Here is a 25,064-nt window from a genome sequence, read left to right on the forward strand (position 1 = left end):
CACCCGCGTCCGGTGACGGGAGTGTGACGGACCGGTACGCCCATCGTCACCAGGGGGTGCCGGATCCGTTCCGCCGCCGAGTCCACGGCCGCACGCCGTCGTCGCCGGACACCAGCCGCTCCAGTCCGGCGTAGACGGCCAGCCCCGGGACCGCGAGCAGCGATGGCGGCAGCACCAGTGGCGCGGCGAGCACCGAGATCACCAGCACCCCGGGCGCCGACAGCAGCCACCCGGGCCGCCGCTCGGCGTCGGCCAGGGCGCCCCAGCGCACGGCGGTCCACATGAGCCAGCGCAGGAGCACCGGGACCCCGGCCTCCCGCATCGCCCGCCGGAACAGCCCGTCCGCCTCGCGGGAGGCGACCGCGCGGGTGCGGATGCCCACGGTGCACAGCCAGTCGTGCAGCACCGCGGCGAGCGTGTAGCGGCCGGACTCCGGCACCAGCCAGAGCACCGGCCGCGGCACGCTCGCCAGGTCGGTGGCGAAGCCGGCCGGGACGACGAACCGGTCGCGCCGGCCGAGGTAGGTGAGCGGCTCGGCGAGCGTCCAGCCGTCGGCGCCGGAGGTGCGGAGGACCGCGACGGGCGGGTCGAAGGGCACGCCGCGATCCTGCCGCGCGGTCAGCCCCGCGGCCGGGCCGCGCCCTCCGCGCGGGTGGCGGGACGGCGGGCGGCGAACGGCGTGGCGACGTCCTCCAGCGACTTGCCCTCCGCGTCGATGCCGAGCACCGCGGCCACCACGCCGCCGACCACCATCACCGCGGCGCCCAGCATGTAGCCCCAGAACAGCCGGATCGGCTGGGAGCCGTCGCCGATCAGCGAGCCGTAGACGACCGGGCCGAGCGCGCCGAAGCACTGCGCGATGGCGAAGAAGACCGCTATCGCCTTGGCCCGGACCTCCATCGGGAAGATCTCGCTGACCGTCAGGTAGGCCGAGCTCGCGCCGGCCGAGGCGAAGAAGAAGATGACCGACCAGGCGATCGTCTGGGTGTAGGCGTTGAGCGCGCCGGCCTGGAACAGCCCCGCCGTGACCGCCAGCAGGATGCCGGAGAGCACGTACGTGCCGGCGATCATCTTCTTGCGGCCGACGGTGTCGAACAGGTGCCCGAGCACGAACGGCCCGGCCAGGTTGCCCACCGCGAAGGCGATGAGGAACAGCGGCGCGTCCCCGGAGTCGACGTCGTAGTACGTGCCGAGCACCAGGACGTAGGTGAAGAAGATCGCGTTGTAGAGGAACGACTGGCTGACCATCAGCGTCGCGCCGTAGACGGCGCGGGCCGGGTACTCGCGGAACAGCACGCGGGTGAGCGCGGCGTAGCCGATGTCCGGCGTCGGCTTGAGCTCGATGGCGCGGCTCTCGTCGACCGCCGGCAGCGACCGGCCGCCGTGCTCCACCTCGTGCTCGATGTAGGCGATGGTCTCCTCGGCCTCGGCCTCCCGGCCGTGCATGACCTGCCAGCGGGGGCTCTCCGGCAGGTGCCGCCGGACCAGCAGGATCACCAGGCCCAGGACCGGGCCGATGAGGAAGGCGATGCGCCAGCCGGTGCTGGGCTCCAGGGCGTTGAGCAGGATGAAGGTGCCGAGCGTGCCGAGGACGGCGCCGGCCCAGTAGGTGCCGCTCACCATGATGTCGACCCGCCCGCGGTACTTCGCCGGGATGAGCTCGTCGATGGCGGAGTGGATCGCGGCGTACTCGCCGCCGATGCCCATGCCGGCGATGAACCGGGTGACGTAGAGGAAGGCCACCCAGCCGGGCCCGTTGCCGAGCGTGAGCGCGGTCAGCCCGCTCCCGACGAGGTAGACGGCGAGGGTGATCATGAACAGCTTGCGGCGGCCGAGCTTGTCCGACAGCCGGCCGAACCAGAGGGCGCCGACGACCTCGCCGAGCAGGTAGACGGTCGCGATGAGGCCGACCTCGGTACCCGACAGCCCGAGGGTCTCGGGCTCGGTGAGGCGGTCGACGACGGCGCCGGCGACGGTGATCTCCAGCCCGTCGAGGATCCAGGCGGTCCCCAGCGCGGCCACCATCCGGGTGTGGAACGGCGACCAGGGCAACCGGTCGATCCGCGCCGGGATGAGGCTGCGGATCGCGCCGGGCGCCTCCGCCGGCTTCGACAGGCTCGTCATCGAGCACCTCCAGTTCGGGAACTTGAGCGCCCTCTACCCCGTTGAGGATCGGTTGACGCAACCAACCTCGCGCGGACCCGTCCGGGTGACGCCGCTCCTCCTGTGCGGCATCCCATCGCGCGCGGTGCATCGAAGCCGCGCGAGCTGGGCATGGGCGGGGACATGCGCCTTCCCCAGCCCCGGGGCCCCCTGACCGCCGCCCTGCGCGACGACCTGCTCGCCGGTGAGGTCTCCGCCGCCACCGTCGAGCTCGCCCGCCGCACTGCGGAGGAGTCGGCCGACCCGCTGCACGACGACGACCTGCAGCTGGCGCTGGCGGTCTGCTACGAGCTGCACTACCGCGGCTTCGACGACGTCGACGACGCCCTCGAGTGGGACCCCGACCTGCTGGGCCTGCGCGCCCGCCTCGAGCGCGCGCACCTGGCGGCGCTGCGTGCGCTGACCGGCCCGGTCACCGCGACCGGCGACCCGGTCGACGAGCAGCTGGCCGCGCTGATCGCCGCCGACGACGGCCCCTCGCTGTCGCGGTACATGGCGCGCAGCGGCACCGAGGAGCAGTGGCGCGAGTACCTCACCCTGCGGTCGGTCTACCACCTCAAGGAGGGCGACCCGCACACCTTCGCCATCCCGCGCCTCGGCGGCCGGGCCAAGGCCGCGATGGTGGAGATCCAGGCCGACGAGTACGGCGGCGGGTCGCCCGAGCGCATGCACAGCGAGCTGTTCGCCGGGATGATGCGCGACCTCGGCCTCGACGCCGGCTACGGCGCCCTGTGGGACGTCGCGCCCGCGGTGGCCTTCACGGCGGTCAACACCATGTCGCTGTTCGGCCTGCACCGGCGCTGGCGGGGCGCGGCGCTCGGCCACCTCGCCTGCGTGGAGATGACCTCCTCGGAGCCCAGCCGCCGCTACTCCTCCGGCCTGCGCCGCCTCGGCCACGACGAGCACACGACCGTCTTCTACGACGAGCACGTCGAGGCCGACGCCGTCCACGAGCAGATCGCCTCGGTCGACATGTGCGGCTCGCTGGTCGCCGAGGACCCGTCGCTCACCGCCGACGTGCTGTTCGGCGCGGCGTGCTCGCTGGCCCTCGACGGGCTGGCGGCCGGCCACCTGCTCGGCGCCTGGGAGGCCGGCCGGTCGGCCCTGCGCGGGGAGACGGTGCTGGCCGCCTGAGTTCCGTACCGGGGAGGTCACCCGGCTGCACATCGGTTGCGTGCTGCCGATCCTCTGGGCGCACGGACCGGTGGGGACCCGCTCCCCCGGTCCCCTGATCCCCGGAGGACCCCATGTGGCGGCGCACCGACCCGGCCACGGCCGGCCAGCCCGCGGCCCAGCCGATGCCGCGTGACGTCGAGACGCTGGAGAAGGTGGTCGAGGCCCTCGACGACGGCGTCTCCACGGTCCTCGACGCCCACGTCGCCGTCGTCCGCACCATCGTGGAGACCTGCGACCTCGGCTACGGCGCCGTCTGGCTGCCCGACGGCACGGGCGCGTTCGTCCTGGCCTGGGAGGGCGGGCCGCTCACCCGGGCCATGTCCGCCGCCTGGCCGCGCGACGGCCGGCTGACCGAGGCCGCCGGCATGGGCGGCCGCGCGCTGCGCGAGCGCAAGCCGGTGCACATGACCGAGGCCCCCGCCGGGCGCGGGCAGTGCATCCGGTGGGAGACGGCCTGGGCGGCCGGCGCGCGGGAGGGCACCTTCTCCCCCGCCGTCGACGACGGCGTGGTCACCGCGGTCCTGGAGTTCCACAGCGCCACGCCGCTGCCCTTCTTCGGCGTCCGCAGGGAGAAGTGGCGGGCCATCGCCCGGCTGCTGTCGCACGCCCGGAAGGCCGCCCTCGCCACCTCCGCGCTCAAGGAGACCCTCGACGACCGGGTCGCCGTCACCACCGTGGTCACCGAGATCGGCGCGGCCCGGGACGAGCAGAGCGCGCTGCGCAGCGCGCTGGACACGGTGCGCACCGCCTTCGGCTGGGCGTACGGCTCGTTCTGGGCGCTCGACGAGGCCGAGGGCGTGCTGCGCTTCTCGACGGAGTCCGGCTCGGCCGGCGAGGAGTTCCGCAAGGTCACCCTCGCCGCCAGCTTCGCCGAGGGTGTGGGCCTGTCGGGGCGGGCGTGGAAGCGGCGCGAGCTGGTGTTCGTGCGCGACCTCGCCGAGGTCACCGACTGCGTGCGCCGGCCGGCCGCGCAGCGCGCCGGCGTGAAGTCCGGCGTCTGCTTCCCCATCACCGTGGGCGGCCGGGTCATCGGCACCATGGACTTCTTCGTCACCGAGACCATCGAGCTGTCGGAGTCGCGGCTCGACGCGCTGCGCAACGTGCAGCAGCTGGTCAGCCAGCGGCTGGACACGCTGCGCCGCTCGGAGGCCGACGCCCGCCGCTCGCAGGAGCTGCTCGAGAGCGTCGACCGGCTGCGCGAGGCCGCCGCGGCCGCCGGCGAGGTGGCCACCAGCGCCGTCGCCCAGGCGTCCACGATGACCACGGAGGTGGCCACCCTCACCGAGGCGTCGACCTCGATCGGCGAGGTCATCCGGATCATCTCCGGCATCGCCGACCAGACGAACCTGCTGGCGCTGAACGCCACCATCGAGGCCGCCCGCGCCGGCGAGCTCGGCCGCGGCTTCGCCGTGGTGGCCAGCGAGGTCAAGGACCTGGCCCGCGAGACCGCCGCGGCCACCCAGCAGGTGTCGGACCAGATCGCCGGCATCCAGGCCAGCAGCGAGCAGGTCACCGCCGGCATCCACGCCACCAGCGACGTGATCGGCCGCCTCGACGCGGTGCAGGCGCGGATCAACGACGTGCTCGAGGAGCAGGTCCGGATGGCGCGCTCCATCCAGGCCCACTGAGCGCGGGCGGCGCGGACCGGGCACGGGGCCGGTCCGCGCCGCCGCCCTCAGGCCGGGTCCTGGCCGTGCGCCCCGGCCGGGTCCTGCCGGTGGCGCTCCCGCAGGATCGCCGCCGCGGGCCGCGGCCGGCTCGGTGCGCTGGGCGCGGAGAAGCCCGAGCGCTTGTGCGTGCCGTCGCAGAACGGCTTGATGCCCGACTTCCCGCACCGGCACAGCGCCACGGTCTTGCGCCCCGGGTCGATCTCGGCGCCGTCCTGGTCGACCAGCCGGAAGTCGCCGCGCACGATCAGCGGTCCGTCGCGGTAGGGCGTGATGGTGGCGCCGGCAGCGGCGTCGTCGGGCAGGTCGGCGTCGTCGGGCGGGTCGGCGGGCAGGGCTGAACTCACGTCCCCAGCGTGCCCCGCCCGGCCGGGCGGCACACCCGGCGGGTCAGACGGGCCGGCGCCCGGCGTCCTCCCGCCCGGGGGTGCGCTGCCCGGCAGCGGACGGCACGTCCGCGCCGGTGGCGTCAGCGGCCGCCGGCGCGGCGGTCCCGTCGGCGGACCCGGCGGCTGTCCCATCGGCGAGGACGGGAGCCGGCCCGGACAGGACGCGCGCGGCGGCCACCGCCACCACGGCGCCGACCAGCGGCGCGAGCACGAACAACCACACGTGCGCGAGCGGGTCGCCGCCGGCGAACAGCGCCGGGCCGATCGACCGCGCGGGGTTGACCGACGTGCCGGTGAGCGGGATCGCCACCAGGTGCACCGCGGTGAGCGTCAGGCCGATGGCCAGCCCGGCGAAACCAGGGGCCGCCGACCGGGCGGTGACCAGCAGGACGACCAGGACGAGGACGAAGGTGAGCACCGCCTCGACGACGAACGCGCCGCCGGCCGTGACGGTGTCGCCCCAGTCGTTGGCGCCCAGCGCCCCGGTCTGGTCGGTCACCCCGCCGACGTCGCCGGTGAGCAGCCACAGCAGCGCGGCGCCGGCCACGGCGCCGGCCACCTGGGCGATCCAGTAGGCGACCGCCTCGGCGGCGGTCATGCCGCGGGAGAGCAGCACGCCGAGGGTGACGGCGGGGTTGACGTGGCACCCGGAGACGGGGCCGATGGCGTAAGCGAGGGCGAGCAGCACGAACCCGAAGGCGAGCGCCACACCCGTCGGGCCGAGCACGTCGAGGCCGGCCACGGCCGACCCGACCGCGACGACGACGAGCAGCGCGGTGCCGAGGAACTCCGCCAGGACCTGGCGGGAGAGCGTCGGGGACACGAGGACTCCACGGGGAACGTCCGCAGCCACTCCCCCGCGCCGGACCGGATGCCGGCTGCACTGCGGGCCGGGGACAGGCTGCCAGCGCCCGCGCACGGCGCGCCAGGGGCGCCCGGCGTGTCAGGCGCCGGGCGCCTGCCCGTAGAAGACCTGCTCGACGACGGTCCGCGCGTGCCGGGTGGTGCGCCGGTAGTCGTCGAGGAACTGCCCGGGGTCGACGTCGGGACCGGCGCCGCTGGCCCGCGCGACGCCGGCCAGCTCCAGCCCGGGGCGGGGCAGCTGGTCGCTGGGCCGCCCGCGCACCAGGAAGACGGCGTTGCGCGCCCGGCTGGCCAGCTCCCACGCCTCGCGCAGGGCGTCGGCCTGCTCTCCGCTCAGCAGGTCGTGCGCGACCAGCCCGGCCAGCGCGCCGACCGTGGAGGCCTGCCGCAGCTCCGGCACCCGGGCCGCGTGCTGCAGCTGCAGCAGCTGCACCGTCCACTCGACGTCGGCCAGCCCGCCGCGGCCGAGCTTGGTGTGCGTGGCCGGGTCGGCGCCGCGGGGCAGCCGCTCGCGTTCCACGCGGGCCTTGATCCGGCGGATCTCGGCGACCTGCGCGTCGGTGAGCCCCTCGGCCGGGTAGCGCAGCGGGTCGACCAGCTCGACGAACGCCTCCCCCAGCTCGGCGCTGCCGGCGACGGGGGTGGCGCGCAGCAGCGCCTGCACCTCCCACACCGACACCCAGCGCTCGTAGTACTCGCGGAACGCGTCGAGGCTGCGCACCAGCGCGCCCTGGCGGCCCTCGGGGCGCAGGTCGGCGTCGACCTCGAAGGCGGGGTCGGGCGCGGGCTCGCCGAGCAGCCGGCGCAGCGTGTGCGCGACGGCGTTGGCCGCCTGCGTCGCCCGCGGCTCCGCGGCGCCCGGCCGCGCCCGGTGCACGAAGAGCACGTCGGCGTCGGACCCGTAGCCCATCTCGCCGCCGCCGAGCCGGCCCATGCCGATGACGGCGAGCTCCATGGGCACGTCGGCGGGGTCGGTGCCGGTCTCGCGCGCCCAGGCGCGGACGGCGGTGTCGAGGCCCACCTGCAGCGTGGCGACGGCGACCGCGGTGAGCGCCTCCCCCACCCGGACGACGTCGAGGCGCCCCAGCAGGTCGGCCGAGGCGATGCGCAGCAGCTCCTGGCGGCGCAGGCCGCGCAGCACCCGGATGCCGGCCTGCGGGTCGGGCGCGCGCCCGGCCGCCTGCCGCCAGGCGCGGGCCAGCGTCTCGACGCCGCGCGGCTCGAGCTCGTCGTCGTCGGCGAGGATCCGCATCGCCTCGGGCGTGCGGGTGAGCAGCGCGGCCACGTACTGGCTGGACCCGAGCAGCCGGGCCAGCCGCTCGGCCACCGACCCCTCGTCGCGCAGCAGCCGCAGGTACCACTGGTCGTCGCCCAGCGCCTCGCTCACCTGCCGGTAGGCGAGCAGCCCGGCGTCAGGGTCGGCGCAGTCGGCGAGGGTCTGCAGCACCACGGGGAGGAGGTAGCGCTGCATCGACGCCGACCGCGACAGCCCGCCGGTGAGCGCGGCCATGTGCCGCAGCGCCCCCTGGGGGTCGGCGAAGCCCAGCGCGCGCAGCCAATCGCCGGCGGCCCCGCTGCCCAGCTGCGCGGCCTCGGCGGGCACCTTGGCCACCGCCGACAGCAGCGGCCGGTAGAAGAGCTTCTCGTGCAGCCGCCGCACCTCGCGGGTGTGCAGCGCCATCTCCGCGCGCAGCACGTCGACGGCGGTGCCGCGGGCGTCGGGCTTGTAGCCGAGCGAGCGGGCCAGCCAGCGCAGCTGCTGCTCGTCGGTGGGCAGCAGGTGGGTGCGCCGCAGCTTCAGCAGCTGCAGCCGGTGCTCGACGGTGCGCAGGAACCGGTAGGAGGCGATGAGCGTGTCGGCGTCGTCGCGGCCCACGTAGCCGCCGGCGCGCAGCGCGTGCAGGGCGGGCAGCGTGCCGCCGACCCGCAGGCGCACGTCGACCCGGCCGTGCACCATCTGCAGCAGCTGGACGGCGAACTCGACGTCGCGCAGGCCGCCCCGGCCGAGCTTGATCTCCCGGTCGGCCTGCGCGGGCGGGATGTTGTCCTCCACCCGCCGGCGCATCGCCTGCACGTCGGCGACGAACCCGGGGCGCTCGCCGGCCTGCCAGACCATCGGGAACAGCTCGTCGACGTAGGCGCGGCCGAGGTCGGGGTCGCCCGCGACCGGGCGCATCTTGAGCAGCGCCTGGAACTCCCAGGTGCTCGCCCACTGCCGGTAGTAGGCGACGTGGTTGGCCAGCGTCCGCACCAGGGCCCCGGCCTTGCCCTCGGGGCGCAGCGCGGCGTCGACCTCCCAGGCCGCCTCGTGGCAGATGCGCATGAGCGCGGCGGCCACCCGGGTGGCGCTCTGCACGGCGGGGGCCTCGGGGTCGCTGGGGTCGACCGGCTCGGCGACGAACACGACGTCGACGTCGCTGACGTAGTTGAGCTCCCGCCCGCCGGTCTTGCCGAGCGCGATGACCGCCAGCCGGCAGGCCGCGGCGCTGGCGGGCTGCTCGGCGACGGCGAGCGCGAGGCCGGCGGTGAGCACGGCGGCGGCGATGTCGGCGAGCTCGGCGGCGACGTCCTCGGCGGGCAGCCCCTCGCCCAGGTCGCGCCCGGCGAGGGAGAGGACGGCGCGGCGGTAGGCCGCGCGCAGCGCCGCGACCCGCTGCGGCGAGGCGTCGGGCGCCGCCTTCCCGAGGCGCACGCCCCACGGCGGGTCGTCGGGGTCGGCGCCGACGGCGGCCAGCATGTCCCGCTCGATCGCGTAGGCGGCCGGGCGGACGGGGCCGTGGTCGGCGTCGTCGAGGACGGCCCAGTCGGCGGGGTGGGCGGCGAGGTGGTCGGCGAGGCCGGCGCTGGCGCCGAGCAGCGAGAGCAGCCGGCTGCGCAGGGCGCCGGACCCGCGGAGCCGGGCGAGCAGGCCCGCGGCCGCGCCACCGCTGTCGTCGGCGGCGTCGAGGGCCTCGACCAGCCGCGACAGCGACCGGACGGCGAGGTCGGGGTCGCCGGCGCGGGCCAGCGCGGAGACGACCGGGCCGGCCTCGGGGTCGGCGGGCTCGTTGCGGTCGAGGTCCCACAGGCCCAGCGCCGGGTCCGACAGGAGCAGCGCCGCCTTCTCGCCGTCGTCGAAGCCGAAGCGGGCCAGCCGCACCACCGCGCGGCGCGGCACCTCCCGGGAGGCGGTCACGTCAGACGGTGGCGCCGCGGGCCGCGCGGACCAGGTCGGCGAAGCGGGCGGCGAACGGCGCCCAGACCGCCTCGACGTCGGGGTGCACGGCGGCGGCGCGCTCGGCGATCTCCGCGGCGTCGAACGGGGTGGCGGCCACGCCCACGGGGTCGCCGTCGGCCCATGAGCGGACGATCTCCGGCGTCGTCTCGACGTGGAACTGCAGCGCGTAGCAGGCGCGGCCCACGCGGAAGGCCTGGTGCGGGTAGCGCACGCCGGCGGCGAGCAGGGTGGCGCCGGGCGGCAGCTCGGAGATCTCGTCGTGGTGCCACTGGACGACGTCGGGGCTCAGCGGCACCGGGCCGAACAGCGGGTCGGTCTCGGCGGCGTCGCGCTTGGCGACCAGCCCGGCGCCCACCTCCGGGCCGTCGACGCCGACCCGCACCCGCCCGCCGCCGGCCTGCGCCATGAGTTGCGCGCCGAGGCAGACGCCCAGCGCCGGCGCATCGGTGGCGATGGCGCGGCGCAGCAGGTCCCGCACGGGCTCGAGCTCGGTGGCGGCGTCGTCGACGCTCGACTGCGGGCCGCCCATCACGAGCAGGCCGTCGTGCCCCGACAGGTCCGCGGGCAGGGCGTCACCGGCCCCGAGGTGCCGCTCGTCGAGCTCGAGGCCGGCGGCGCGCAGCCACTCCCCCAGCCGGGCGGGCGGCGCGGTGTCGCTCGGGACGACGACGAGCAGGCGGGCGGCGGTCTCCGGCACGACGCCGAGGTTAGTGCGCCGCTGTCCCCCGGCCCGTCAGCCGCCTCCCTGCCCGCCCGGCGCGGCCGCCTCCGCCGTTGCGGGCGTTCCTCGTGAAATGCCGGTCCTGCAGCACCGGCAATCCACGAGGAACGCGGGCAGTTGCGGCTCCGAGCGGCCTTCCGCGGGCGAGAGGCGGCACGTGCCCGCGGCCGGGTCCGCCGGAAGGGCCTTTGTCGCGCTCTTGGCCCTCACCGGCCCGCACTCTCGGGGCGCTTCACGTGCTCTTGCGGTCCTGCAGCACCGCAGGAGCACGAAGAACACCCCAGGAGCGGAGCGCTGTCGGCCGCTACAGGCCGGGGAGGTAGCGCTTGAGCTCGAAGGGCGTCACGTTCTGGCGGTAGGAGTTGAACTCCTCCCACTTGTTGCGGAGGAAGAACTCGAACACGTGCTCGCCGAGGGTCTCCGCGACCAGCTCGCTGCCCTGCATCGCCGTCAGCGCCTCGCCGAGGGACACCGGCAGGTCCTCGTAGCCGGCGGCGCGGCGCTCGGTGTCGGTGAGCGACCAGACGTCGTCCTCGGCCTCCGGCGGCAGCTCGTAGCCCTTCTCGATCCCACGCAGCCCGGCGGCGAGCAGGACGGCGAAGGTCAGGTACGGGTTGCACGCGGAGTCCGGCGAGCGGACCTCCACCCGCGCCGACTGCGCCTTCGACGGCTTGTACGACGGCAGCCGCACCAGCGCCGAGCGGTTGGCCCGGCCCCAGGTGGCCGCCGTCGGCGCCTCGGTGCCGGCCAGCAGCCGCCGGTAGGAGTTGACCGTCTGGTTGGTGACGGCGGTGAACTCGCGCGCGTGGGTGAGCAGCCCGGCGATGAACTGGCGCCCGGTGGCCGAGAGCTTGATCGGGTCCGACGGGTCGTGGAAGGCGTTGCGGTCGCCCTCGAACAGCGACACGTGGGTGTGCATCGCCGATCCGGCCAGGTCGGTGAACGGCTTGGGCATGAAGGTCGCGTACACGCCCTGGGCGAGCGCCACCTCCCGGACGACGTGCCGCAGCGTCATCACGTTGTCGGCCATCGACAGCGCGTCGGCGTAGCGCAGGTCGATCTCCTGCTGGCCCGGCGCGACCTCGTGGTGGCTGAACTCCACCGAGATGCCCATCGCCTCCAGCGCGAAGACCGCCTCGCGCCGGAAGTCGTGCGCCACGTTGTGCGTGGACAGGTCGAAGTAGCCGCCGTTGTCGGCGGGCCTCGGGGCGCTGCCGTCGGTGGGCAGGTCCTCGAGCAGGAAGAACTCGACCTCGGGGTGGGTGTAGAAGGTGAAGCCCATGTCGGCGGCCTTCGACAGCGCCCGCCGCAGCACGTGCCGCGGGTCGGCCCACGACGGCGACCCGTCGGGCAGCGTGATGTCGCAGAACATCCGCGCGGTGTCGCTGGCGCCGCCCTTGGTCGCCGGCATCACCTGGAAGGTGCCTGGGTCGGGCTTGGCGAGCATGTCCGACTCGTAGACGCGCGCGAAGCCCTCGATCGCCGAGCCGTCGAAGCCGATGCCCTCGGCGAAGGCGGCCTCGATCTCGGCCGGCGCGACCGCCACGGCCTTGAGGTAGCCCGAGACGTCGGTGAACCACAGCCGCACGAAGCGGATGTCGCGTTCCTCGAGGGTGCGCAGGACGAACTCCTGCTGTCGGTCCATGCTGGCCATGATCGGGTCCGCTCGTTTCCAGGGTGTGACGTCGCCGCACACAGCCTGCCCGGTCCGGGCCGCTCGCACACGGCCGCCCCGCCGGGGACACGTCCGCGCCCCGCCGTACCGACCAGGAGTACCCGTGACCGTCGACCCGCCCCTGACCGCCCGCCGCGCCGGGCCCGGTGACGCCGGCGTCGTGCTGGCCCTCGTCCGCGAGATCGCCGCCCACGAGGGCGACGTGTCCGACGTCCGGAGCACGGCCGGCACCTGGGCGGCGATGCTCGACCGGCCCGACGTGCTGGTGCTGCTCGCCGAGCGCGCCGGCGAGCCGGTCGGCTACGTCTCCGCCGTCCACCGGCTGCACCTGTGGCTCGGTACCGACGTCCTCGCCCTCGACGACCTCTTCGTCCGCGACGGGCACCGCGACGCCGGCGTCGGCCGGTTCCTCATGACCGAGCTGGCCCGGCTCGCCACCGCCGAGGACCTCGTCGTCCGGTGGGAGGTGCGTGTGGACAACACCGCTGCGCAGCGCCTGTACCGGCGCCTGGGAGCGCGGCTGTGGCCGAAGATCGTCGCGTGGTGGCCGCCGGAGGCCCAGCGCGTGGTGCTGGGCGACTGACCTCGGCTGGCAGGAATCCGGCGGACGGCGGCCGCCGGGACGCTGGTGGTCCCGGCCCGCGGTCGGCGAGCCTGTCCACCGTGACGACGACGCACGCCCGCCCGGCCGATCCCGTGACCACCGCCGCGACCGCGTTGGCCGCGCAGCAGGACCGGGTGTCCGCCCTCCTCGGGCGGGCCGGCGGGCGTCCCCTGCAGCTGTCCCCGGAGGCGCGCGACCGCCTGGTCGGTCTCGGGCACTTCCCCGCCTACGCGACCGAGCTGGACTGGACGCCGCACGAGGTCGCCGGCCACCTGCGCGACAGCGCCCGGGTCTTCACCGCCCGCATCCGGCGGATCGGCACGGAGGACAGCCCGGCGCTGCCCGACTTCGTCCCCGACGAGCCCGCGCGCGTCGCGGGCTACCGCGCCACCCCGACCGCGGTGCTGCTGACCGAGCTGGCCGCCGCCCAGGCGGAGCTGCGACGGGCGGTCGCGGCCGTGCGGCCCGACCGGCTCGGCGCCGTCGGCGTGCACGAGGTCGACGGCCCGGTCGCCCTCGCCGACCTGCTGGCCTTCCTCCCGGGCCACCAGCGCGACCACGCCGAGCAGCTGGCCGCGCTCGTCGACGGCTGAGCGGGCGCCGGGCTCGGTCGGCGGGCGGGGTCCGGGTCCCCGTCCCCGGTCTGGCCGGTCCCGGGTGCCGGTTGTTGGATGGTGCCGTGACGGTGCAGCTGAGAGTCGCGATGGCCCAGGTCGACACCCGCGTCGGCGACCTCGAGGGCAACGCCGCGCTGGTCGTGGAGTGGTCCCGCAGGGCGGCCGACGACGGCGCGCACCTCGTGGTGTTCCCCGAGATGACGCTCACCGGCTACCCGGCCGAGGACCTGGTGCTCCGCGAGTCGTTCGCCGAGGCCAGCGAGCGCGCGCTGACCGACCTCGCCGCCACCCTGGACCGCGAGGGGCTCGGCGAGGTCGCCGTCGTCGTCGGGTACCTGGCGCACACCGAGGGCTCGGCCACGGTCGACACCGCGCCCAGCGACGAGGAGACCCTCGACGAGGAGCGCCCCGGCGACGCCAACCCGCGCCGCATCCAGCCCCGCAACGCCGCCGCCCTGCTGCACGGCGGCCGGGTGGTCGGCCGCTACGCGAAGCGGCACCTGCCCAACTACGGCGTCTTCGACGAGGCGCGCTACTTCGTGCCCGGATCCGAGCTGCAGGTGGTGCGCTTCCGCGGCGTCGACGTCGCGCTGACCATCTGCGAGGACCTCTGGGTCGAGGGCGGCCCGTGCGGCGTGGCCGGGCAGGCCGGCGTCGACCTCGTCGTCTCCCCCAACGCCTCCCCCTACGAGCGGGCCAAGGACGACCTGCGGCTGCCGCTGGTGCGCCGCCGCGCGGCCGAGGCGAACGCGCCGGTCCTCTACTGCAACCAGGTCGGCGGGCAGGACGAGCTGGTCTTCGACGGCGACTCGCTGGCCGTCTCCGCCGACGGCGAGCTGCTCGCCCGCGCGCCGCAGTTCGTCGAGCACCTGCTCTGCGTCGACCTCACCCTCGACCGGGGCCGGGTGACGCAGCGCCGCGAGGGCCGCATCGGGCCGATGACCGTCACCCGCACCGTGCTGTCCGAGGAGCCGGTGCCGGCGTTCGAGCCGCGGGCCGGGCACGTCGCCGAGCCGCTGTCCGACCCCGAGGAGGTCTGGCGGGCGCTGGTCCTCGGCCTGCGCGACTTCATCGACAAGAACGGCTTCCCGTCGGTGGTGTTCGGGCTCTCCGGCGGCATCGACTCCGCCCTGGTGGCCGCGCTCTCCGTCGACGCCCTCGGCGCCGACAGGGTGCACGGCGTCGCGTTGCCGTCGCGGTGGTCGAGCGAGCACTCGCTGTCCGACGCCGAGGACAGCGCCCGGCGGCTGGGCCTGCACTTCTCCACCGTGCCGATCGCGCCGATGGTCGACGCCTTCGAGTCGCAGGTGGAGCTCTCCGGGACCGCGGCGGAGAACCTGCAGGCCCGCATCCGCGGCACGCTGCTCATGGGCCTGTCCAACCAGCACGGGCACCTGCTACTGGCCACCAGCAACAAGAGCGAGGTCGCCGTCGGCTACTCGACGCTCTACGGCGACGCCGCCGGCGGGTTCGCCCCGATCAAGGACGTCCCCAAGACGCTGGTGTGGGAGCTGGCCCGCTGGCGCAACGCGTACGCCCGCGAGCGCGGCGAGACCGAGCCGATCCCGCAGAACTCCATCGACAAGCCGCCGTCGGCCGAGCTCGCGCCCGGGCAGAAGGACAGCGACTCGCTGCCCTCCTACGAGGAGCTCGACGCCGTCATCGGCGACTACGTCGACCGCGACCTCGGCATGGCCGCCCTGCTCGAGCGCGGCCACGACCCGGAGGTCGTGGCGCGGGTGCTGCGTCTGGTCGACATCGCGGAGTTCAAGCGCCGGCAGTCCGCGCCCGGCACCAAGATCAGCCTCAAGGCGTTCGGCCGCGACCGGCGCCTCCCGATCACCAACCGCTGGCGGGAGAGCCTGCCCAGCGTCCGCGAAGGAGCCCAGGCGTGACGGAGTCGGTGCTGTACGGCGGGACGTCGTCCGCCCGGGTGCGCATCCACCACCTGCAGCAGGCCAAGGCGCGCGGCGAGAAGTGGGCGATGCTCACCGCTTACGACACCTACAGCGCGCAGGTGTTCGAGGAGGCCGGCATCCCGGTGCTGCTCGTCGGCGACTCCGCGGGCAACGTCGTCCTCGGGCACTCCTCGACCGTCCCGGTGACCGTCGAGGACCTGCTGCTCCTGACCAAGGCGGTCACCCGCTCGACGCAGCGGGTGCTGGTCGTGGCCGACCTGCCCTTCGGCAGCTACGAGTCCGGCCCGCAGCAGGCGTTCGAGACGTCGGTGCGGATGATGAAGGAGGGCGGCGCGCAGGCGGTCAAGCTCGAGGGCGGGGTGCGGGTCGCGCCGCAGATCCGGCTGCTGACGGAGAACGGCGTCCCGGTGATGGCGCACGTCGGCTTCACGCCGCAGAGCGAGCACGCCCTCGGCGGCTTCCGGGTGCAGGGCCGCGGCGCCGGTGCCGACCAGCTGCTCGAGGACGCCCTCGCGGTCCAGGAGGCCGGCGCGTTCGCCGTCGTCCTGGAGATGGTGCCCGCCGACGTCGCCCGCCGGGTCACCGCCGAGCTGTCCATCCCGACCATCGGCATCGGCGCGGGCCCGGACTGCGACGCGCAGGTGCTCGTGTGGCCGGACATGGCCGGGCTGAACGGCGGGCGGGTGCCGAAGTTCGTCAAGCGGTACGCCGACCTGCGCGGGGAGCTGCTGCGCGCGGCCCGCGAGTACGCCGACGAGGTCCGCGGCGGCGTCTTCCCCGGCCCGGAGCACTCCTTCGAGTAGCTCCGTGCCGCGGTGATGTGCGGTTGTGGCGCGGCCCGGGCCGGGAATGCACCGCAACCGCACGTCACCGGTGCAGCGGTCGGCGCTGGAGGCGTGAGCGCCGTAGCAGCAGGCCGTAGCCGAGTGCGTTGAGGCCGAACGCGACGGCGTACATCCCCACCTGGACGGCGGCCGAGCGCACGTCGAGCCCGACCGGTCCGAACACGAACTCCCCGAGGAAGCCGCCGTCGTAGGGCGCCGCCCCGCCGGCGGCCCGCAGCGCGAGCTCCAGCGTGGTCAGCGGGCACGGCACCCCGGCCAGGTTGACGGCGAGCACGGCCAGCGCCACCGGGGCGTGGAGCGCCACCAGCCGCGGCCACCGGAGGGCCAGCAGCGACCCGGTGAGCATGAACAGGACCACGGCGCCGTGCAGCACCGCCACCGCGCCCGCCAGCACCAGCACGACCCCATGGTCGCGTGCGCAGCAGCGCGGGGGAACGCCTTGTGCGGCCCGGTCACGGCGGCCAGCCTGACCGCGTGCGCGTCCTGGTCGTCGCCTCGCCCCTGACCGGCCACGTCCTGCCGCTGGTCCCGCTCGCGCTGGCGATGCGCGACGCCGGCGCCGAGGTCGTGCTGGCCACCGCGGGCGACGGCCTGGCCGTCTGCCCGCCGGAGCTGTCGCCGGCCGACGTCGCACCCGGCCTGCGGCTCGGGCCGCTGTTCGGCTCGCTGATGCTGCGTCACCCGCTGCTCGCCCGGCGGGAGCTGGCCGGCCGGGGCGGCACCGACGCCGTCGGGCTGCTGTTCGGCCGGCTCGGCGCCCGCACCGCCCGCGGCGTCGTCTCGCTGGCCGCCCGCCTGCGGCCGCACCTCGTCGTGCACGAGCCGCTCGCCCCGGCCGGCGCCGAGGCCGCCGCCCGCCTCGGCGTCCCCGCGGTGCTGGTCGAGGGCAACCTCTTCGACGCCGGCGTCCTGCGCGAGGCGGCCCTCGGCGTGCATGCCCGCGCCCGCCGGCTGGGCGGGGTGCCGCCACCGGTGGAGGTGGTCACCACCGCGCCGCCGAGCCTGGTGGGCGAGCGCGCGGGCCGGCCGATGCGCTTCGTCCCGTGGGCGCCCGAGCGGCCCTCCGACGGGCGGTTCGCCGAGCCCGGGCCGCGGCCGCGGGTGCTGGTCAGCCGGAGCACCGTGGCGACGCCGGGCCGCGACCGGCTGATGGCCGACGTCGCCGCCGCGGCCGCCGGCACCGGCCTCGACGTCGTCCTCGTCCGCCCCGACCGGGAGGCGACCCGGCGCCCGCTGCCGCCCGAGGTCACCACGACGGGCTGGTTGCCGTTCCCCCAGGTTCTCCCCGCCGCGGCGGGCGTCGTCCACCACGGCGGTGCCGGGACCCTGCTCACCGCGCTGGCCGCCGGGGTGCCGCAGCTGGTGGTCCGCGGCGCCGGCGACCGCCGCACGAACGCCGACCTGCTCGCCGCCCGCGGCGCCGGCCTGGCCGCCGACCCCGGCGAGGTGACCGGCACGCACCTGCGGCGGCTGGCCGGCGACCCGGCCCTGGCCGCCGCCGCGCGCGAGGTGGCCGCCGAGATGGCCGCCATGCCGGCACCCGCCGAGGTGGCGCCCGCGCTGCTGGAGCGGGCCCTCAGACGTCGGTGACGCGCAGCCCCGCCGCCGCGCCGTACCGCTCGTCGACCGAGCCCAGCACCACGGCCATCGCCTCCAGGTGGCGGGCGTTGCGCAGCGGCCCGGCGTACACCCCGCGCATCCCCGGCAGGCGCCCCGCGAGCGCCTGGGCGGTGGCGGTCGCCGCGGCGTCGTCGCCGGCCACGAGCACGTCGGCGTCCACGGTGGGCCGGGCGAGGTCGGCGAGGGCCGCGACCGGCACGGTGTGGAACGCCCCGACGACGGCGGAGTCGGGCAGCAGCGCGGCGGCCTGCTGGGCGGCGCTGCCCTCCTCGACGTCGACGAGGTAGGTGCCGAGGTCGTCGGTGCCCACCGGGACCACCGCGTCGACGACGACCTTGCCCGCCAGCGCCTCGGCCAGGCTGCGGAGGGCGCCGGCGTGCTCGGCGAAGGGCACCGCCACGACGACGAGGTCGGCCGCGCCGGCGACGTCGGCGTCGGCCCCGCCGCGCACCGACCCCTCCCCGCCGCCGGCCGCGGACGCGAGGCCCGCCACCTCGGCGGCGACGGCGCGGGCGCGGTCGGCGTCAGCGTCGCCGAGCAACACGCGCTGCCCGGCGGCGGCCAGCCGCAGCGCCAGCCCGCGCCCGAGGGGACCGGCGCCCCCGAGCACCCCGACGAGCAGGTCGTCGACCGGCCGGTCGGCAGCCGCGGAGGTCACTCAGTCGCCCTCCCGCCACTCGCGGTCCTCGGCGTCGAGGCGCTCGTTGCGGTCGGCCACCGACTGCAGCGCGTGCTCGGCCTCCTCGCGCGTCGCGTAGGGGCCGAGGCGGTGCCGCTCGGCGCAGCCGTCACGGGTCTCCACGGCGTGGTGCTTGAGGCAGTAGAACCACGGTCCCTGCGCCATCGCGGCGCACCTCCTCGTGTCGGGGTGTCGCGAGGAGCCGTGCCCAGCCGGTCCTCGCGCTCAACCCTCCACCATCACCTGGTCGTGCCGCGCGTAGAACGCCGTCATCTCCTCCGGCGAGGGCCGTCGGCCGCTACGGCGCATCTCGGCCATCTCGGCGAAGAACTCCTCGCGGGCGATGCCCGGGGTGAACAGGATGAGGAAGGACGCCGGCTCGTCGGAGTCGTTGCGGAAGCCGTGCACGCCGCGCTCGTGGGCGAGCGCGAAGTCGCCCGGACCGCAGGTGCGCCACTCCCCGTCGGCGTGCAGGGTCAGCCGGCCGGAGAGCACGTAGAAGGACTCCGAGAAGGTCTGGTGGTAGTGCGGCGCGGCGCCGGGCGAGTGCGGGCCGAGCCGGTACTCGACCAGCCCGAACCGGCCGGCGGTGACCTTCCCGGGGGCCACCATCCGCAGGGCGGCGGTGCCGGCCTCGGCCAGCGGGTGGTCGGCGAGCAGCCGGAGGTCGACGAGTGCGGGGTCGGGGTGCGACATGCCGGGGAGCCTGGCACCGCCGGGCGTGTCGCGGACCGCGCTCGCGACCTCCCCCTGAGGCCCTGACGTGCGGCATCCTCACGCCGTGACCTCCGACCGACGCTCCGTCACCGGTGACGCGCAGCCGGCCGCCGGTGGGTCCGCCGGCTCCGACCACCGGGTCACCGCCCTCGCGCTCGCGGTGCTGCTGGTGGTCGGCGGCGGCATGGGCCTGCTGAACCTCGCGCTCGACGGCGTCGTCCGCGAGGGCACCGTGCGCTGGGTCTACGGCCTCACCATGGCCACGCTGCTGCTCGCCGCCCTCGTGCTCGCGGTGCGGCGCCGGGTGGACCGCTGGTCGACCTTCGGCCTGGTGCTGCTCGGCGAGGTCATCTACGCCGTGGTCGCGCTGTGCATCGAGGACCCGGTGCGGCACGCGACGCCGATGATGCTGCTGTTCGTCGCGCTCACCGCCGCCTGGTTCCTCGACGGCTGGATGTTCGCCGTCTCGCTGGCGGTCACGCCGGTGTCGGTGCTGGTCGCCATGGCCGGCAGCTATCCCGACCGGGTCGACCTCGCCGTCCAGGTCGTGGTGCACGCCGGGATGCTCGACGTCGTCGCCACCGGTGTGTTCCTGCTGCGCCGCCGCGTGCAGCGGCTGCTCGTGGCCACCGAGGAGCTCTCCCAGCGCGACCCGCTGACGGGGCTGGCCAACCGCCGCCACCTGGTCGAGCAGGCGCCGCGGCTGTGGCGCCACGCCCGCCGGGAGGGCCTGCGGGTGGCCGCGCTGGTGATCGACCTCGACCACTTCAAGCAGGTCAACGACGTCCACGGGCACGCCGCCGGCGACGCGGTGCTGCGCGCGGTGGCCGACGCCCTCGGCCACAGCGTGCGCCCCAGCGACGTGCTGGCCCGGCTCGGCGGCGAGGAGATGGTCGTCCTCGGGTTGGTGGGCGACCCCGGGGAGGCGGGCCGGCTCGCCGAGCGGCTGCGGCACGCGGTGTCCGCCGCCCGCACCGGGGACGGGCACGCCGTCACCGCCTCTATCGGCGTCGCCCTCACCCGCCCCGCCGACGGCGACGACGCCGCCGCGGAGCTGTGGTGGCTGGTGGACCGGGCGGACGCCGCCATGTACGCCGCCAAGCAGGGCGGCCGCGACCGGGTGGGGTGGCCGGCGCCGCCGCGGCCCCGCCCCGCGCCGCGCGACGAGCGGGTCGACCCGCCGACGGTCCCCGGCCCGGCGCTGCCCTCCGACGCCGGCTGACCTCTCGTCCCACCCGGTGGGGACGGCGTTTCTCTGCTTCCCTGTCCTACATGACGCTGGTCGTCCCGGACCCGACACGGACGGTCCCGCTGCCCCTGCGGCAGCAGGCCGACGTCCGCGACCGGTGGCTGACCCAGCGCCTGCTCGACCTCCTGCCCGGGCTCATGGACCGCGCCGGCATCGACCTGTGGATCGTCACCGGCCGGGAGAACAACGAGGACCCGGTGCTCGCCACCCTGCTGCCGGCCAGCTGGCTCTCGGCGCGCCGGCGCACCGTCCTCGTCCTGCACCGCAGCGACGACGGCGTCACGCCCGTCGCGGTCTCCCGCTACCCGGTGGGCCAGTTCCTGGCCGGCTGGGCGCCCGGCGACGGCGGGCAGTGGTCCGCGGTCCGGCGGATCGTCGAGCAGGCCGCGCCGCGCCGGATCGGCGTCGACGTCTCCGCCCGCTGCGCGGCGGCCGACGGGCTGTCGGTGGCCGAGCACCGCGCGCTCACCGAGGCGCTCGGCCCGTGGGCGGACCGGGTGGTGTCGGCGGAGGACCTCGTCGTCGGCTGGCTGGAGACGCGGCTGCCGGAGGAGGTCGCCGCCCTCGACGCGCTCAACCGGCTCACCGACCGGGTGCTCGCGCACGCCCTCTCCCCCGATGTCGTCGTCCCGGGCACGACGACGGCCGCGGACCTGGCGTGGGCGGTGCACCAGCGGCTGGCCGACCTCGGCGTGCCGCCGTGGTTCCACCCCGGCGTGACCGTGCAGCGGGCCGGTGTCCCGCTGGCCGACGAGGGCGGGACCGCGCTGCCGGCGCTGCCCCAGGACACGGTGCTGCGGCCCGGCGACCTGGTCACCTGCGACGCCGGCCTGGCGAGCCTGGGCCTGGCCACCGACCTGCAGCGCAGCGCCTACCTGCTGCGGGAGGGCGAGACGGCGCCGCCGCCGGGGCTGCAGGCGGCCTGGACCGCCGGCACCCGGGTGCGCGCGCTCACCGCCGAGGCCCTGGCGGCCGGGCGCACCGGCGACGAGGTGCTCGCCGCCGCCCGCGCCGCCGCGGCCGCCGAGGGCCTCGACGCGGAGGTCTACTCCCACCCCGTCGGCGTGCACGGGCACGGCGCGGGCCCGGCGATCGGCCGTTGGGACCGGCAGGACGGCGTCCCCGGCGACGGCGAGCGGGTGCTGCGCCCGGCCACCGTCTTCGCCCTCGAGCTGGCCGTGCGCGTGCCGGTGCGCGAGTGGGGCGGCCAGTGCGTGCGCCTGGCGCTGGAGGAGGGCGTGGAGCTCACGCCCACCGGCACCGCGTTCCTCGGCTCCCCGCAGCGGGAGCTCTGGACGCTCCCCGCCGGCTAGCTAGCCCTCCCGCGCCTTGCGGGTCTCGCGGTCGCTCGCCTTCTGGATGGCGTCGACGAGCTCGTCCTTGGTCATGGACGACCGGCCGTGCACGTCGAGCCGCTTCGCCACGTCCATGAGGTGCTCCTTGGTGGCGTTGGCGTCGACGCCGCCCTTGGTCTCCCGGTCGGTGTCGGCGCCGCCCTCGGCCTGCGCGTCGGACGGGCCGTTGTGGTCCTTCGGCTCCCAGTGGTCGCCGACCTTCTCGTGGGTGTGCTTGACCGCCGCCCACGCCACCCGGTTGGCGCGCTGCTCGTCGCCGTCGTAGCTCTCCGCGGCGGAGTCGTGCGCCTTGGCGAAGGTGCGCTGCGCCTTCTCGTCGGAGCGCTGCAGGGTGCTGGGGATCTCGTCCTGCTTCGGCTTCCCGCTCTTCGTCGTCTTCGGCATGGGACGGACCTACCCAGCCGCGACGCCGCGGAACGGCGGGTTGCCCGGCCGGGGTGCGGCCGGGCAGCCCGTCGCTCAGCCCCGGCGGTCGGGCTTGTGGAACCGCCAGCCCTCGGCCCGCAGCTCCGGGATGACGCGCGCCACCGCCTCGACGGTGCCGCTGCGGTCCATCACCGGCCCGTCGTGCAGCAGGACGACGGCGCCCGGGTTGGCCCGGATCCGCGACTCCAGCCGCTCGGTGAGCACGTCGGCGTCCTGGGTCTCCCAGTCCTCGATGGTCACCGTCCAGCCCAGCGGCTGCATGCCCAGGTCCGCGGCCACCTGAGCGCTCTGCCCCCACGACCCGTACGGGGCGCGGAAGTACGGGATGGGCGCGCCGGGCACCACCTCACGGATGAGCGCCGAGGTGGCCTCGAGGTCGGCCCGGACGGCCTCCGGCGTCCAGGTGGCGAGGTCCTCGTGGTGCATCGTGTGGTTGCAGAGGGTGTGCCCCGCCGCCACGATCTGCCGCACCAGGTCGGGGTTCTGCCGCACCACGTCACCCCAGAGGCAGAACACCGCCTTGACGTCGTTCTCGGCCAGCACCTCGAGCAGTCGCGGGGTGTCGTGCGGGTTCGGTCCGTCGTCGAAGGTCAGGGCGGCGACCTGCCCGCCCAGCCGCGTGGTGGTGACGACGTCGGCGGTGGCCGGGCCGCCCTGGCCGGGGCCCGCCCCGGTGCCGCCGGCCAGCGCCGGGGCGGCGCCGGACAGCAGCGCCCCGACGGCGAGCGGAACGGCGAGAAGGCGCAGGCGGGTCCGCCTCGAGGTCATCGCGCTCCCCCGCTCAGTCCTGCGCCGCGGCGAGGGTCTCGTGCAGCGCCCAGTACGCGGGCTTGCGCTCGTAGTCCTCGAACATGACGTTCGCGGCACCGGTGCCCTCGAAGAAGTAGGGCACCCACGAGTACTTGTCGGTGAAGCCCCAGATGGTGAAGGAGTTGCACTCCTCCACGCCGAGGCAGGCCTCCAGCGCCTGCTGGTACCAGTCGGCCTGCTGCTCCAGCTGGGCCTCGGTCGGGCCGCCCTCGGCGACCGGCATGCGGACGTCGAGCTCGGTGACCGCCGTCTCCAGGCCCAGGTCGTCGAAGCGCTGCAAGTTCTCCTGCAGGGAGGCCGGGAACGAGTACTCGAAGCTCAGGTGCGCCTGGACGGCGAAGCCGTGCAGCGGCACGCCCTGGGCGAGCAGGTCCTGCGCGAGGGCGTAGTAGGCGTCGCTCTTGGGCCCGATGTGCTCGACGGCGTAGTCGTTGAGGAACAGCGTCGCCTGCGGGTCTGCCTCGTGCGCCCAGCGGAACGCGTCGGCGATGATGCCCGGCCCGAGCTCCTGGATCCAGAAGTTCTCCGGGCGCAGCCGCGGCGTCGCCTCGTCGGTGAAGATCTCGTTGGCCACGTCCCACTGGTCGATGCGGCCCGCGTAGCGGCCGACGACGGTCCGGATGTGGTCCTCGAGGATCTGCCGGAGCTCGGTGTCGTCGATCTCGCCGCTGGCCACGCCCTCGGTGAGCCACGCCGGGTTCTGGCTGTGCCAGAGCAGGGTGTGCCCGCGGACGGCCTGGCCGTTGCGCTCGGCGTTCTCGACGATCGCGTCGGCCGGGCCCCAGTTGTACTGGCCGCGCTCGGGCTCGAGGAACTCCCACTTCATCTGGTTCTCGGGCGAGACGGAGCTGAACTCGGCGTTGAGGATCCGCCGGTACTGCCGGTCGTACGTGAACGGGTCGGGGTAGCCGGCCGTGACGTGGTGCCCGCCACCGGCGGCCGCGGTGCCGATGACCAGGTCGTCGGGCGCGACGGTGCGCAGGCCGTTCTTCTTGGCCTGGCCGTACGACTGGTCCTCGTTGGCGTGCGGCGGCGGGCCCTGCGGGCCCTGCGGGCCGGGCGCGGCCGACGCGGGGAGCACCGCGGCGGCCAGCAGGAGGGGCGCGAGCCCGAGCCCGACGGCGCCGCGGGCGAGGGTGCGGTTGCGAGAGGAACGCATGCGGGGAGGACCTTCCGGGAGGAGCGACTCTGCTTTTCGGAATGTTCCGGAACGTGAGCCACGTTACGAACCCGACCCGGACGGGTCAAGGCCGACCCCGGGTCCGGCCGGTGCCGGAGGCGGCAGCCCTAGGCTGACCAGCACCGAGGCAGGAGGCACGCGTGTCCGAGAGTCAGGGCCGAGCCGTCACCATCGCGGCGATCGCGGCGGAGGCGGGCGTCTCCCTGCCCACGGTGTCCCGGGTGCTCAACGGGCGCTCCGACGTCGCCCCGCACACCCGCGAGCGGGTCGAGGCGCTGCTGCGCGAGCACGGCTACCAGCGCCGCGGCGGCCGTCCGCGGGAGCGCGCCCGCCTGGTCGACCTGGTGTTCAACGACCTCGACAGCCCCTGGGCGCTGGAGATCATCCGCGGCGTCGAGGACGCCGCGCACGCCGAGGGCGTCGGCACCGTCGTCTCGGCCATCCACCGCCGCGTCAGCGCCACCCGCGCGTGGCTGGAGAACCTCGCCGCCCGCGCCAGCGACGGCGTCATCCTGGTGACCAGCGAGCTCGACCCGGCGCTCGGGTCGGAACTGCGCGACCTGCAGGTGCCGGCCGTGGTGATCGACCCGGCGGGCGTGCCCTCCCTCGACGTCCCGACCGTCGGCGCGACCGACTGGGCCGGCGGCCTGAGCGCCACCGACCACCTGACCGGCCTCGGGCACCGGCGCATCGGCTTCGTCGGGGGGCCGGCCCCGCTGTGGTCCAGCCGCGCGCGGATGGACGGGTACCGCGCCGGCCTGGGCGCGGTCGACGTCGCCGTCGACCCCGACCTCGTCGTCGAGGGCGACTTCGGCTACCGCTCTGGGTCGGAGAGCGGCGAGCGCCTGCTGGCGCTGCCCGACCGGCCGACGGCGGTGTTCGCCGCCAACGACCAGATGGCGCTCGGCGTCTACGAGGCCGCGCGCCGCCGGGGCCTGCGGGTGCCCGAGGACCTCAGCGTCGTCGGCTTCGACGACCTGCCGCAGGCGCAGTGGTCCTCGCCGCCGCTGACCACGGTGCACCAGCCGCTCGCGCAGATGGGCACGCTGGCGGCGCGCACCGTCCTGCGGATGGTGCGCGGCGAGCCGGTGGAGACCCCGCGCATCGAGCTGGCCACCCGCCTGGTGGTCCGGGACAGCACCGCTCCCCCGGCCGGCTGACCCCGCCGGAG

At 75.8% G+C, this 25,064-nt stretch carries 24 protein-coding genes; 10 read left to right on the forward strand and 14 right to left on the reverse strand.

Annotated elements, in window-relative coordinates:
* Positions 1 to 46: 46 nt before the first annotated feature.
* Together ACI78R_RS06030 and ACI78R_RS06035 are read right to left on the reverse strand one after the other, a co-directional pair.
* Complete coding sequence (locus ACI78R_RS06030; protein ID WP_457039982.1) at positions 47 to 598, reverse strand: DUF1353 domain-containing protein; 552 nt, start codon at positions 596 to 598, stop codon at positions 47 to 49.
* A 20-nt stretch (positions 599 to 618) separates the two neighbouring features.
* Positions 619 to 2,124, reverse strand: a complete 1,506-nt coding sequence (locus ACI78R_RS06035) for an MFS transporter (RefSeq protein WP_457039983.1) — start codon at positions 2,122 to 2,124, stop codon at positions 619 to 621.
* 162 nt (positions 2,125 to 2,286) lie between these two features.
* Between ACI78R_RS06035 and ACI78R_RS06040 the strand changes: the two genes are divergently transcribed.
* Both ACI78R_RS06040 and ACI78R_RS06045 read left to right on the forward strand, forming a co-directional pair.
* A complete protein-coding gene (locus ACI78R_RS06040) occupies positions 2,287 to 3,297 on the forward strand; it encodes an iron-containing redox enzyme family protein (protein WP_457039984.1) in 1,011 nt (336 codons plus the stop codon).
* A gap of 113 nt (positions 3,298 to 3,410) precedes the next feature.
* The gene (locus tag ACI78R_RS06045) at positions 3,411 to 4,967 is read left to right on the forward strand and encodes a methyl-accepting chemotaxis protein (protein WP_457039985.1); all 1,557 of its coding nucleotides are present in this window, start codon (positions 3,411 to 3,413) and stop codon (positions 4,965 to 4,967) included.
* A gap of 47 nt (positions 4,968 to 5,014) precedes the next feature.
* Here the strand turns inward: ACI78R_RS06045 and ACI78R_RS06050 are convergent, their stop codons facing one another.
* The 5 genes from ACI78R_RS06050 to glnA form a co-directional block, all read right to left on the reverse strand.
* Positions 5,015 to 5,353: a CDGSH iron-sulfur domain-containing protein gene (locus ACI78R_RS06050; protein WP_457039986.1), complete on the reverse strand. Its 339-nt coding sequence runs from the start codon at positions 5,351 to 5,353 to the stop codon at positions 5,015 to 5,017.
* A 43-nt stretch (positions 5,354 to 5,396) separates the two neighbouring features.
* A complete protein-coding gene (locus ACI78R_RS06055; RefSeq protein WP_457039987.1) occupies positions 5,397 to 6,218 on the reverse strand; it encodes an aquaporin in 822 nt (273 codons plus the stop codon).
* Between the two features lie 120 nt (positions 6,219 to 6,338).
* Entirely contained in the window at positions 6,339 to 9,434 is a 3,096-nt protein-coding gene (locus ACI78R_RS06060) for a bifunctional [glutamine synthetase] adenylyltransferase/[glutamine synthetase]-adenylyl-L-tyrosine phosphorylase (protein WP_457039988.1), read from the reverse strand.
* A 1-nt stretch (position 9,435) separates the two neighbouring features.
* Entirely contained in the window at positions 9,436 to 10,173 is a 738-nt protein-coding gene (locus tag ACI78R_RS06065; RefSeq protein ID WP_457039989.1) for a type 1 glutamine amidotransferase, read from the reverse strand.
* A 328-nt stretch (positions 10,174 to 10,501) separates the two neighbouring features.
* The gene (gene glnA / locus ACI78R_RS06070) at positions 10,502 to 11,842 is read right to left on the reverse strand and encodes a type I glutamate--ammonia ligase (protein WP_457039990.1); all 1,341 of its coding nucleotides are present in this window, start codon (positions 11,840 to 11,842) and stop codon (positions 10,502 to 10,504) included.
* A 133-nt stretch (positions 11,843 to 11,975) separates the two neighbouring features.
* On the opposite strand from glnA, the gene ACI78R_RS06075 reads away from it, so the two are divergent.
* From ACI78R_RS06075 to panB, 4 genes are all read left to right on the forward strand, one after another.
* Positions 11,976 to 12,455, forward strand: coding sequence for an N-acetyltransferase family protein (locus ACI78R_RS06075; RefSeq protein ID WP_457039991.1), 480 nt, complete (start codon positions 11,976 to 11,978; stop codon positions 12,453 to 12,455).
* A gap of 80 nt (positions 12,456 to 12,535) precedes the next feature.
* Complete coding sequence (locus ACI78R_RS06080) at positions 12,536 to 13,069, forward strand: DinB family protein (RefSeq protein WP_457039992.1); 534 nt, start codon at positions 12,536 to 12,538, stop codon at positions 13,067 to 13,069.
* Positions 13,070 to 13,155: 86 nt separating this feature from the next.
* Complete coding sequence (locus tag ACI78R_RS06085; RefSeq protein ID WP_457039993.1) at positions 13,156 to 14,988, forward strand: NAD+ synthase; 1,833 nt, start codon at positions 13,156 to 13,158, stop codon at positions 14,986 to 14,988.
* Positions 14,985 to 15,815, forward strand: coding sequence for a 3-methyl-2-oxobutanoate hydroxymethyltransferase (gene panB / locus ACI78R_RS06090; protein WP_457039994.1), 831 nt, complete (start codon positions 14,985 to 14,987; stop codon positions 15,813 to 15,815). Before ACI78R_RS06085 ends, panB begins: the two co-directional genes overlap by 4 nt.
* 64 nt (positions 15,816 to 15,879) lie before the next feature.
* Here panB and ACI78R_RS06095 read toward each other — a convergent pair whose 3' ends face one another.
* Complete coding sequence (locus ACI78R_RS06095) at positions 15,880 to 16,257, reverse strand: DUF2784 domain-containing protein (protein ID WP_457039995.1); 378 nt, start codon at positions 16,255 to 16,257, stop codon at positions 15,880 to 15,882.
* Between the two features lie 74 nt (positions 16,258 to 16,331).
* On the opposite strand from ACI78R_RS06095, the gene ACI78R_RS06100 reads away from it, so the two are divergent.
* Positions 16,332 to 17,447, forward strand: a complete 1,116-nt coding sequence (locus ACI78R_RS06100; RefSeq protein ID WP_457039996.1) for a glycosyltransferase — start codon at positions 16,332 to 16,334, stop codon at positions 17,445 to 17,447.
* On the opposite strand, the gene npdG is transcribed toward ACI78R_RS06100, so the two are convergent.
* The 3 genes from npdG to ACI78R_RS06115 are packed head-to-tail and all read right to left on the reverse strand — an operon-like array spanning position 17,434 to position 18,852.
* On the reverse strand, positions 17,434 to 18,135 hold the full coding sequence (gene npdG, locus ACI78R_RS06105) for an NADPH-dependent F420 reductase (protein ID WP_457039997.1): 702 nt from the start codon (positions 18,133 to 18,135) through the stop codon (positions 17,434 to 17,436). The genes ACI78R_RS06100 and npdG overlap by 14 nt on opposite strands.
* On the reverse strand, positions 18,136 to 18,321 hold the full coding sequence (locus tag ACI78R_RS06110; protein ID WP_336033693.1) for a hypothetical protein: 186 nt from the start codon (positions 18,319 to 18,321) through the stop codon (positions 18,136 to 18,138). It lies immediately after the preceding gene.
* A 60-nt stretch (positions 18,322 to 18,381) separates the two neighbouring features.
* The gene (locus tag ACI78R_RS06115) at positions 18,382 to 18,852 is read right to left on the reverse strand and encodes a cupin domain-containing protein (protein WP_073422293.1); all 471 of its coding nucleotides are present in this window, start codon (positions 18,850 to 18,852) and stop codon (positions 18,382 to 18,384) included.
* 85 nt (positions 18,853 to 18,937) lie between these two features.
* On the opposite strand from ACI78R_RS06115, the gene ACI78R_RS06120 reads away from it, so the two are divergent.
* Both ACI78R_RS06120 and ACI78R_RS06125 read left to right on the forward strand, forming a co-directional pair.
* Positions 18,938 to 20,095, forward strand: coding sequence for a diguanylate cyclase (locus tag ACI78R_RS06120; protein ID WP_457039998.1), 1,158 nt, complete (start codon positions 18,938 to 18,940; stop codon positions 20,093 to 20,095).
* Between the two features lie 50 nt (positions 20,096 to 20,145).
* Positions 20,146 to 21,435 carry a M24 family metallopeptidase gene (locus ACI78R_RS06125; RefSeq protein WP_457039999.1) on the forward strand — a complete coding sequence of 430 codons (1,290 nt, stop codon included), beginning with the start codon at positions 20,146 to 20,148 and terminating at the stop codon, positions 21,433 to 21,435.
* Here ACI78R_RS06125 and ACI78R_RS06130 read toward each other — a convergent pair whose 3' ends face one another.
* The 3 genes from ACI78R_RS06130 to ACI78R_RS06140 form a co-directional block, all read right to left on the reverse strand.
* Positions 21,436 to 21,861 carry a ChaB family protein gene (locus tag ACI78R_RS06130; protein ID WP_073422290.1) on the reverse strand — a complete coding sequence of 142 codons (426 nt, stop codon included), beginning with the start codon at positions 21,859 to 21,861 and terminating at the stop codon, positions 21,436 to 21,438. It abuts the gene before it with no gap.
* Positions 21,862 to 21,936: 75 nt separating this feature from the next.
* The gene (locus tag ACI78R_RS06135) at positions 21,937 to 22,671 is read right to left on the reverse strand and encodes a polysaccharide deacetylase family protein (protein WP_457040000.1); all 735 of its coding nucleotides are present in this window, start codon (positions 22,669 to 22,671) and stop codon (positions 21,937 to 21,939) included.
* 13 nt (positions 22,672 to 22,684) lie between these two features.
* Positions 22,685 to 23,872, reverse strand: coding sequence for an endo-1,4-beta-xylanase (locus ACI78R_RS06140; RefSeq protein ID WP_457040001.1), 1,188 nt, complete (start codon positions 23,870 to 23,872; stop codon positions 22,685 to 22,687).
* A 161-nt stretch (positions 23,873 to 24,033) separates the two neighbouring features.
* Between ACI78R_RS06140 and ACI78R_RS06145 the strand changes: the two genes are divergently transcribed.
* Positions 24,034 to 25,053 (forward strand): LacI family DNA-binding transcriptional regulator, encoded by a 1,020-nt coding sequence (locus ACI78R_RS06145; protein WP_457040002.1) that lies wholly within the window; start codon positions 24,034 to 24,036, stop codon positions 25,051 to 25,053.
* The last annotated feature ends 11 nt before the right edge of the window (positions 25,054 to 25,064 follow it).

This window comes from Geodermatophilus sp. SYSU D01106 (assembly GCF_054049995.1).

What these genes read in the sequence shown, in the direction of transcription:
- ACI78R_RS06035 (WP_457039983.1), bottom strand. Translation starts at nt 2,124, where the DNA reads ATGACGAGCCTGTCGAAGCCGGCGGAGGCGCCCGGCGCGATCCGCAGC.
- ACI78R_RS06040 (WP_457039984.1), top strand. Translation starts at nt 2,287, where the DNA reads ATGCGCCTTCCCCAGCCCCGGGGCCCCCTGACCGCCGCCCTGCGCGAC.
- ACI78R_RS06045 (WP_457039985.1), top strand. Translation starts at nt 3,411, where the DNA reads ATGTGGCGGCGCACCGACCCGGCCACGGCCGGCCAGCCCGCGGCCCAG.
- glnA (WP_457039990.1), bottom strand. Translation starts at nt 11,842, where the DNA reads ATGGACCGACAGCAGGAGTTCGTCCTGCGCACCCTCGAGGAACGCGAC.
- ACI78R_RS06110 (WP_336033693.1), bottom strand. Translation starts at nt 18,321, where the DNA reads ATGGCGCAGGGACCGTGGTTCTACTGCCTCAAGCACCACGCCGTGGAG.
- ACI78R_RS06115 (WP_073422293.1), bottom strand. Translation starts at nt 18,852, where the DNA reads ATGTCGCACCCCGACCCCGCACTCGTCGACCTCCGGCTGCTCGCCGAC.
- ACI78R_RS06125 (WP_457039999.1), top strand. Translation starts at nt 20,146, where the DNA reads ATGACGCTGGTCGTCCCGGACCCGACACGGACGGTCCCGCTGCCCCTG.
- ACI78R_RS06130 (WP_073422290.1), bottom strand. Translation starts at nt 21,861, where the DNA reads ATGCCGAAGACGACGAAGAGCGGGAAGCCGAAGCAGGACGAGATCCCC.
- ACI78R_RS06135 (WP_457040000.1), bottom strand. Translation starts at nt 22,671, where the DNA reads ATGACCTCGAGGCGGACCCGCCTGCGCCTTCTCGCCGTTCCGCTCGCC.
- ACI78R_RS06140 (WP_457040001.1), bottom strand. Translation starts at nt 23,872, where the DNA reads ATGCGTTCCTCTCGCAACCGCACCCTCGCCCGCGGCGCCGTCGGGCTC.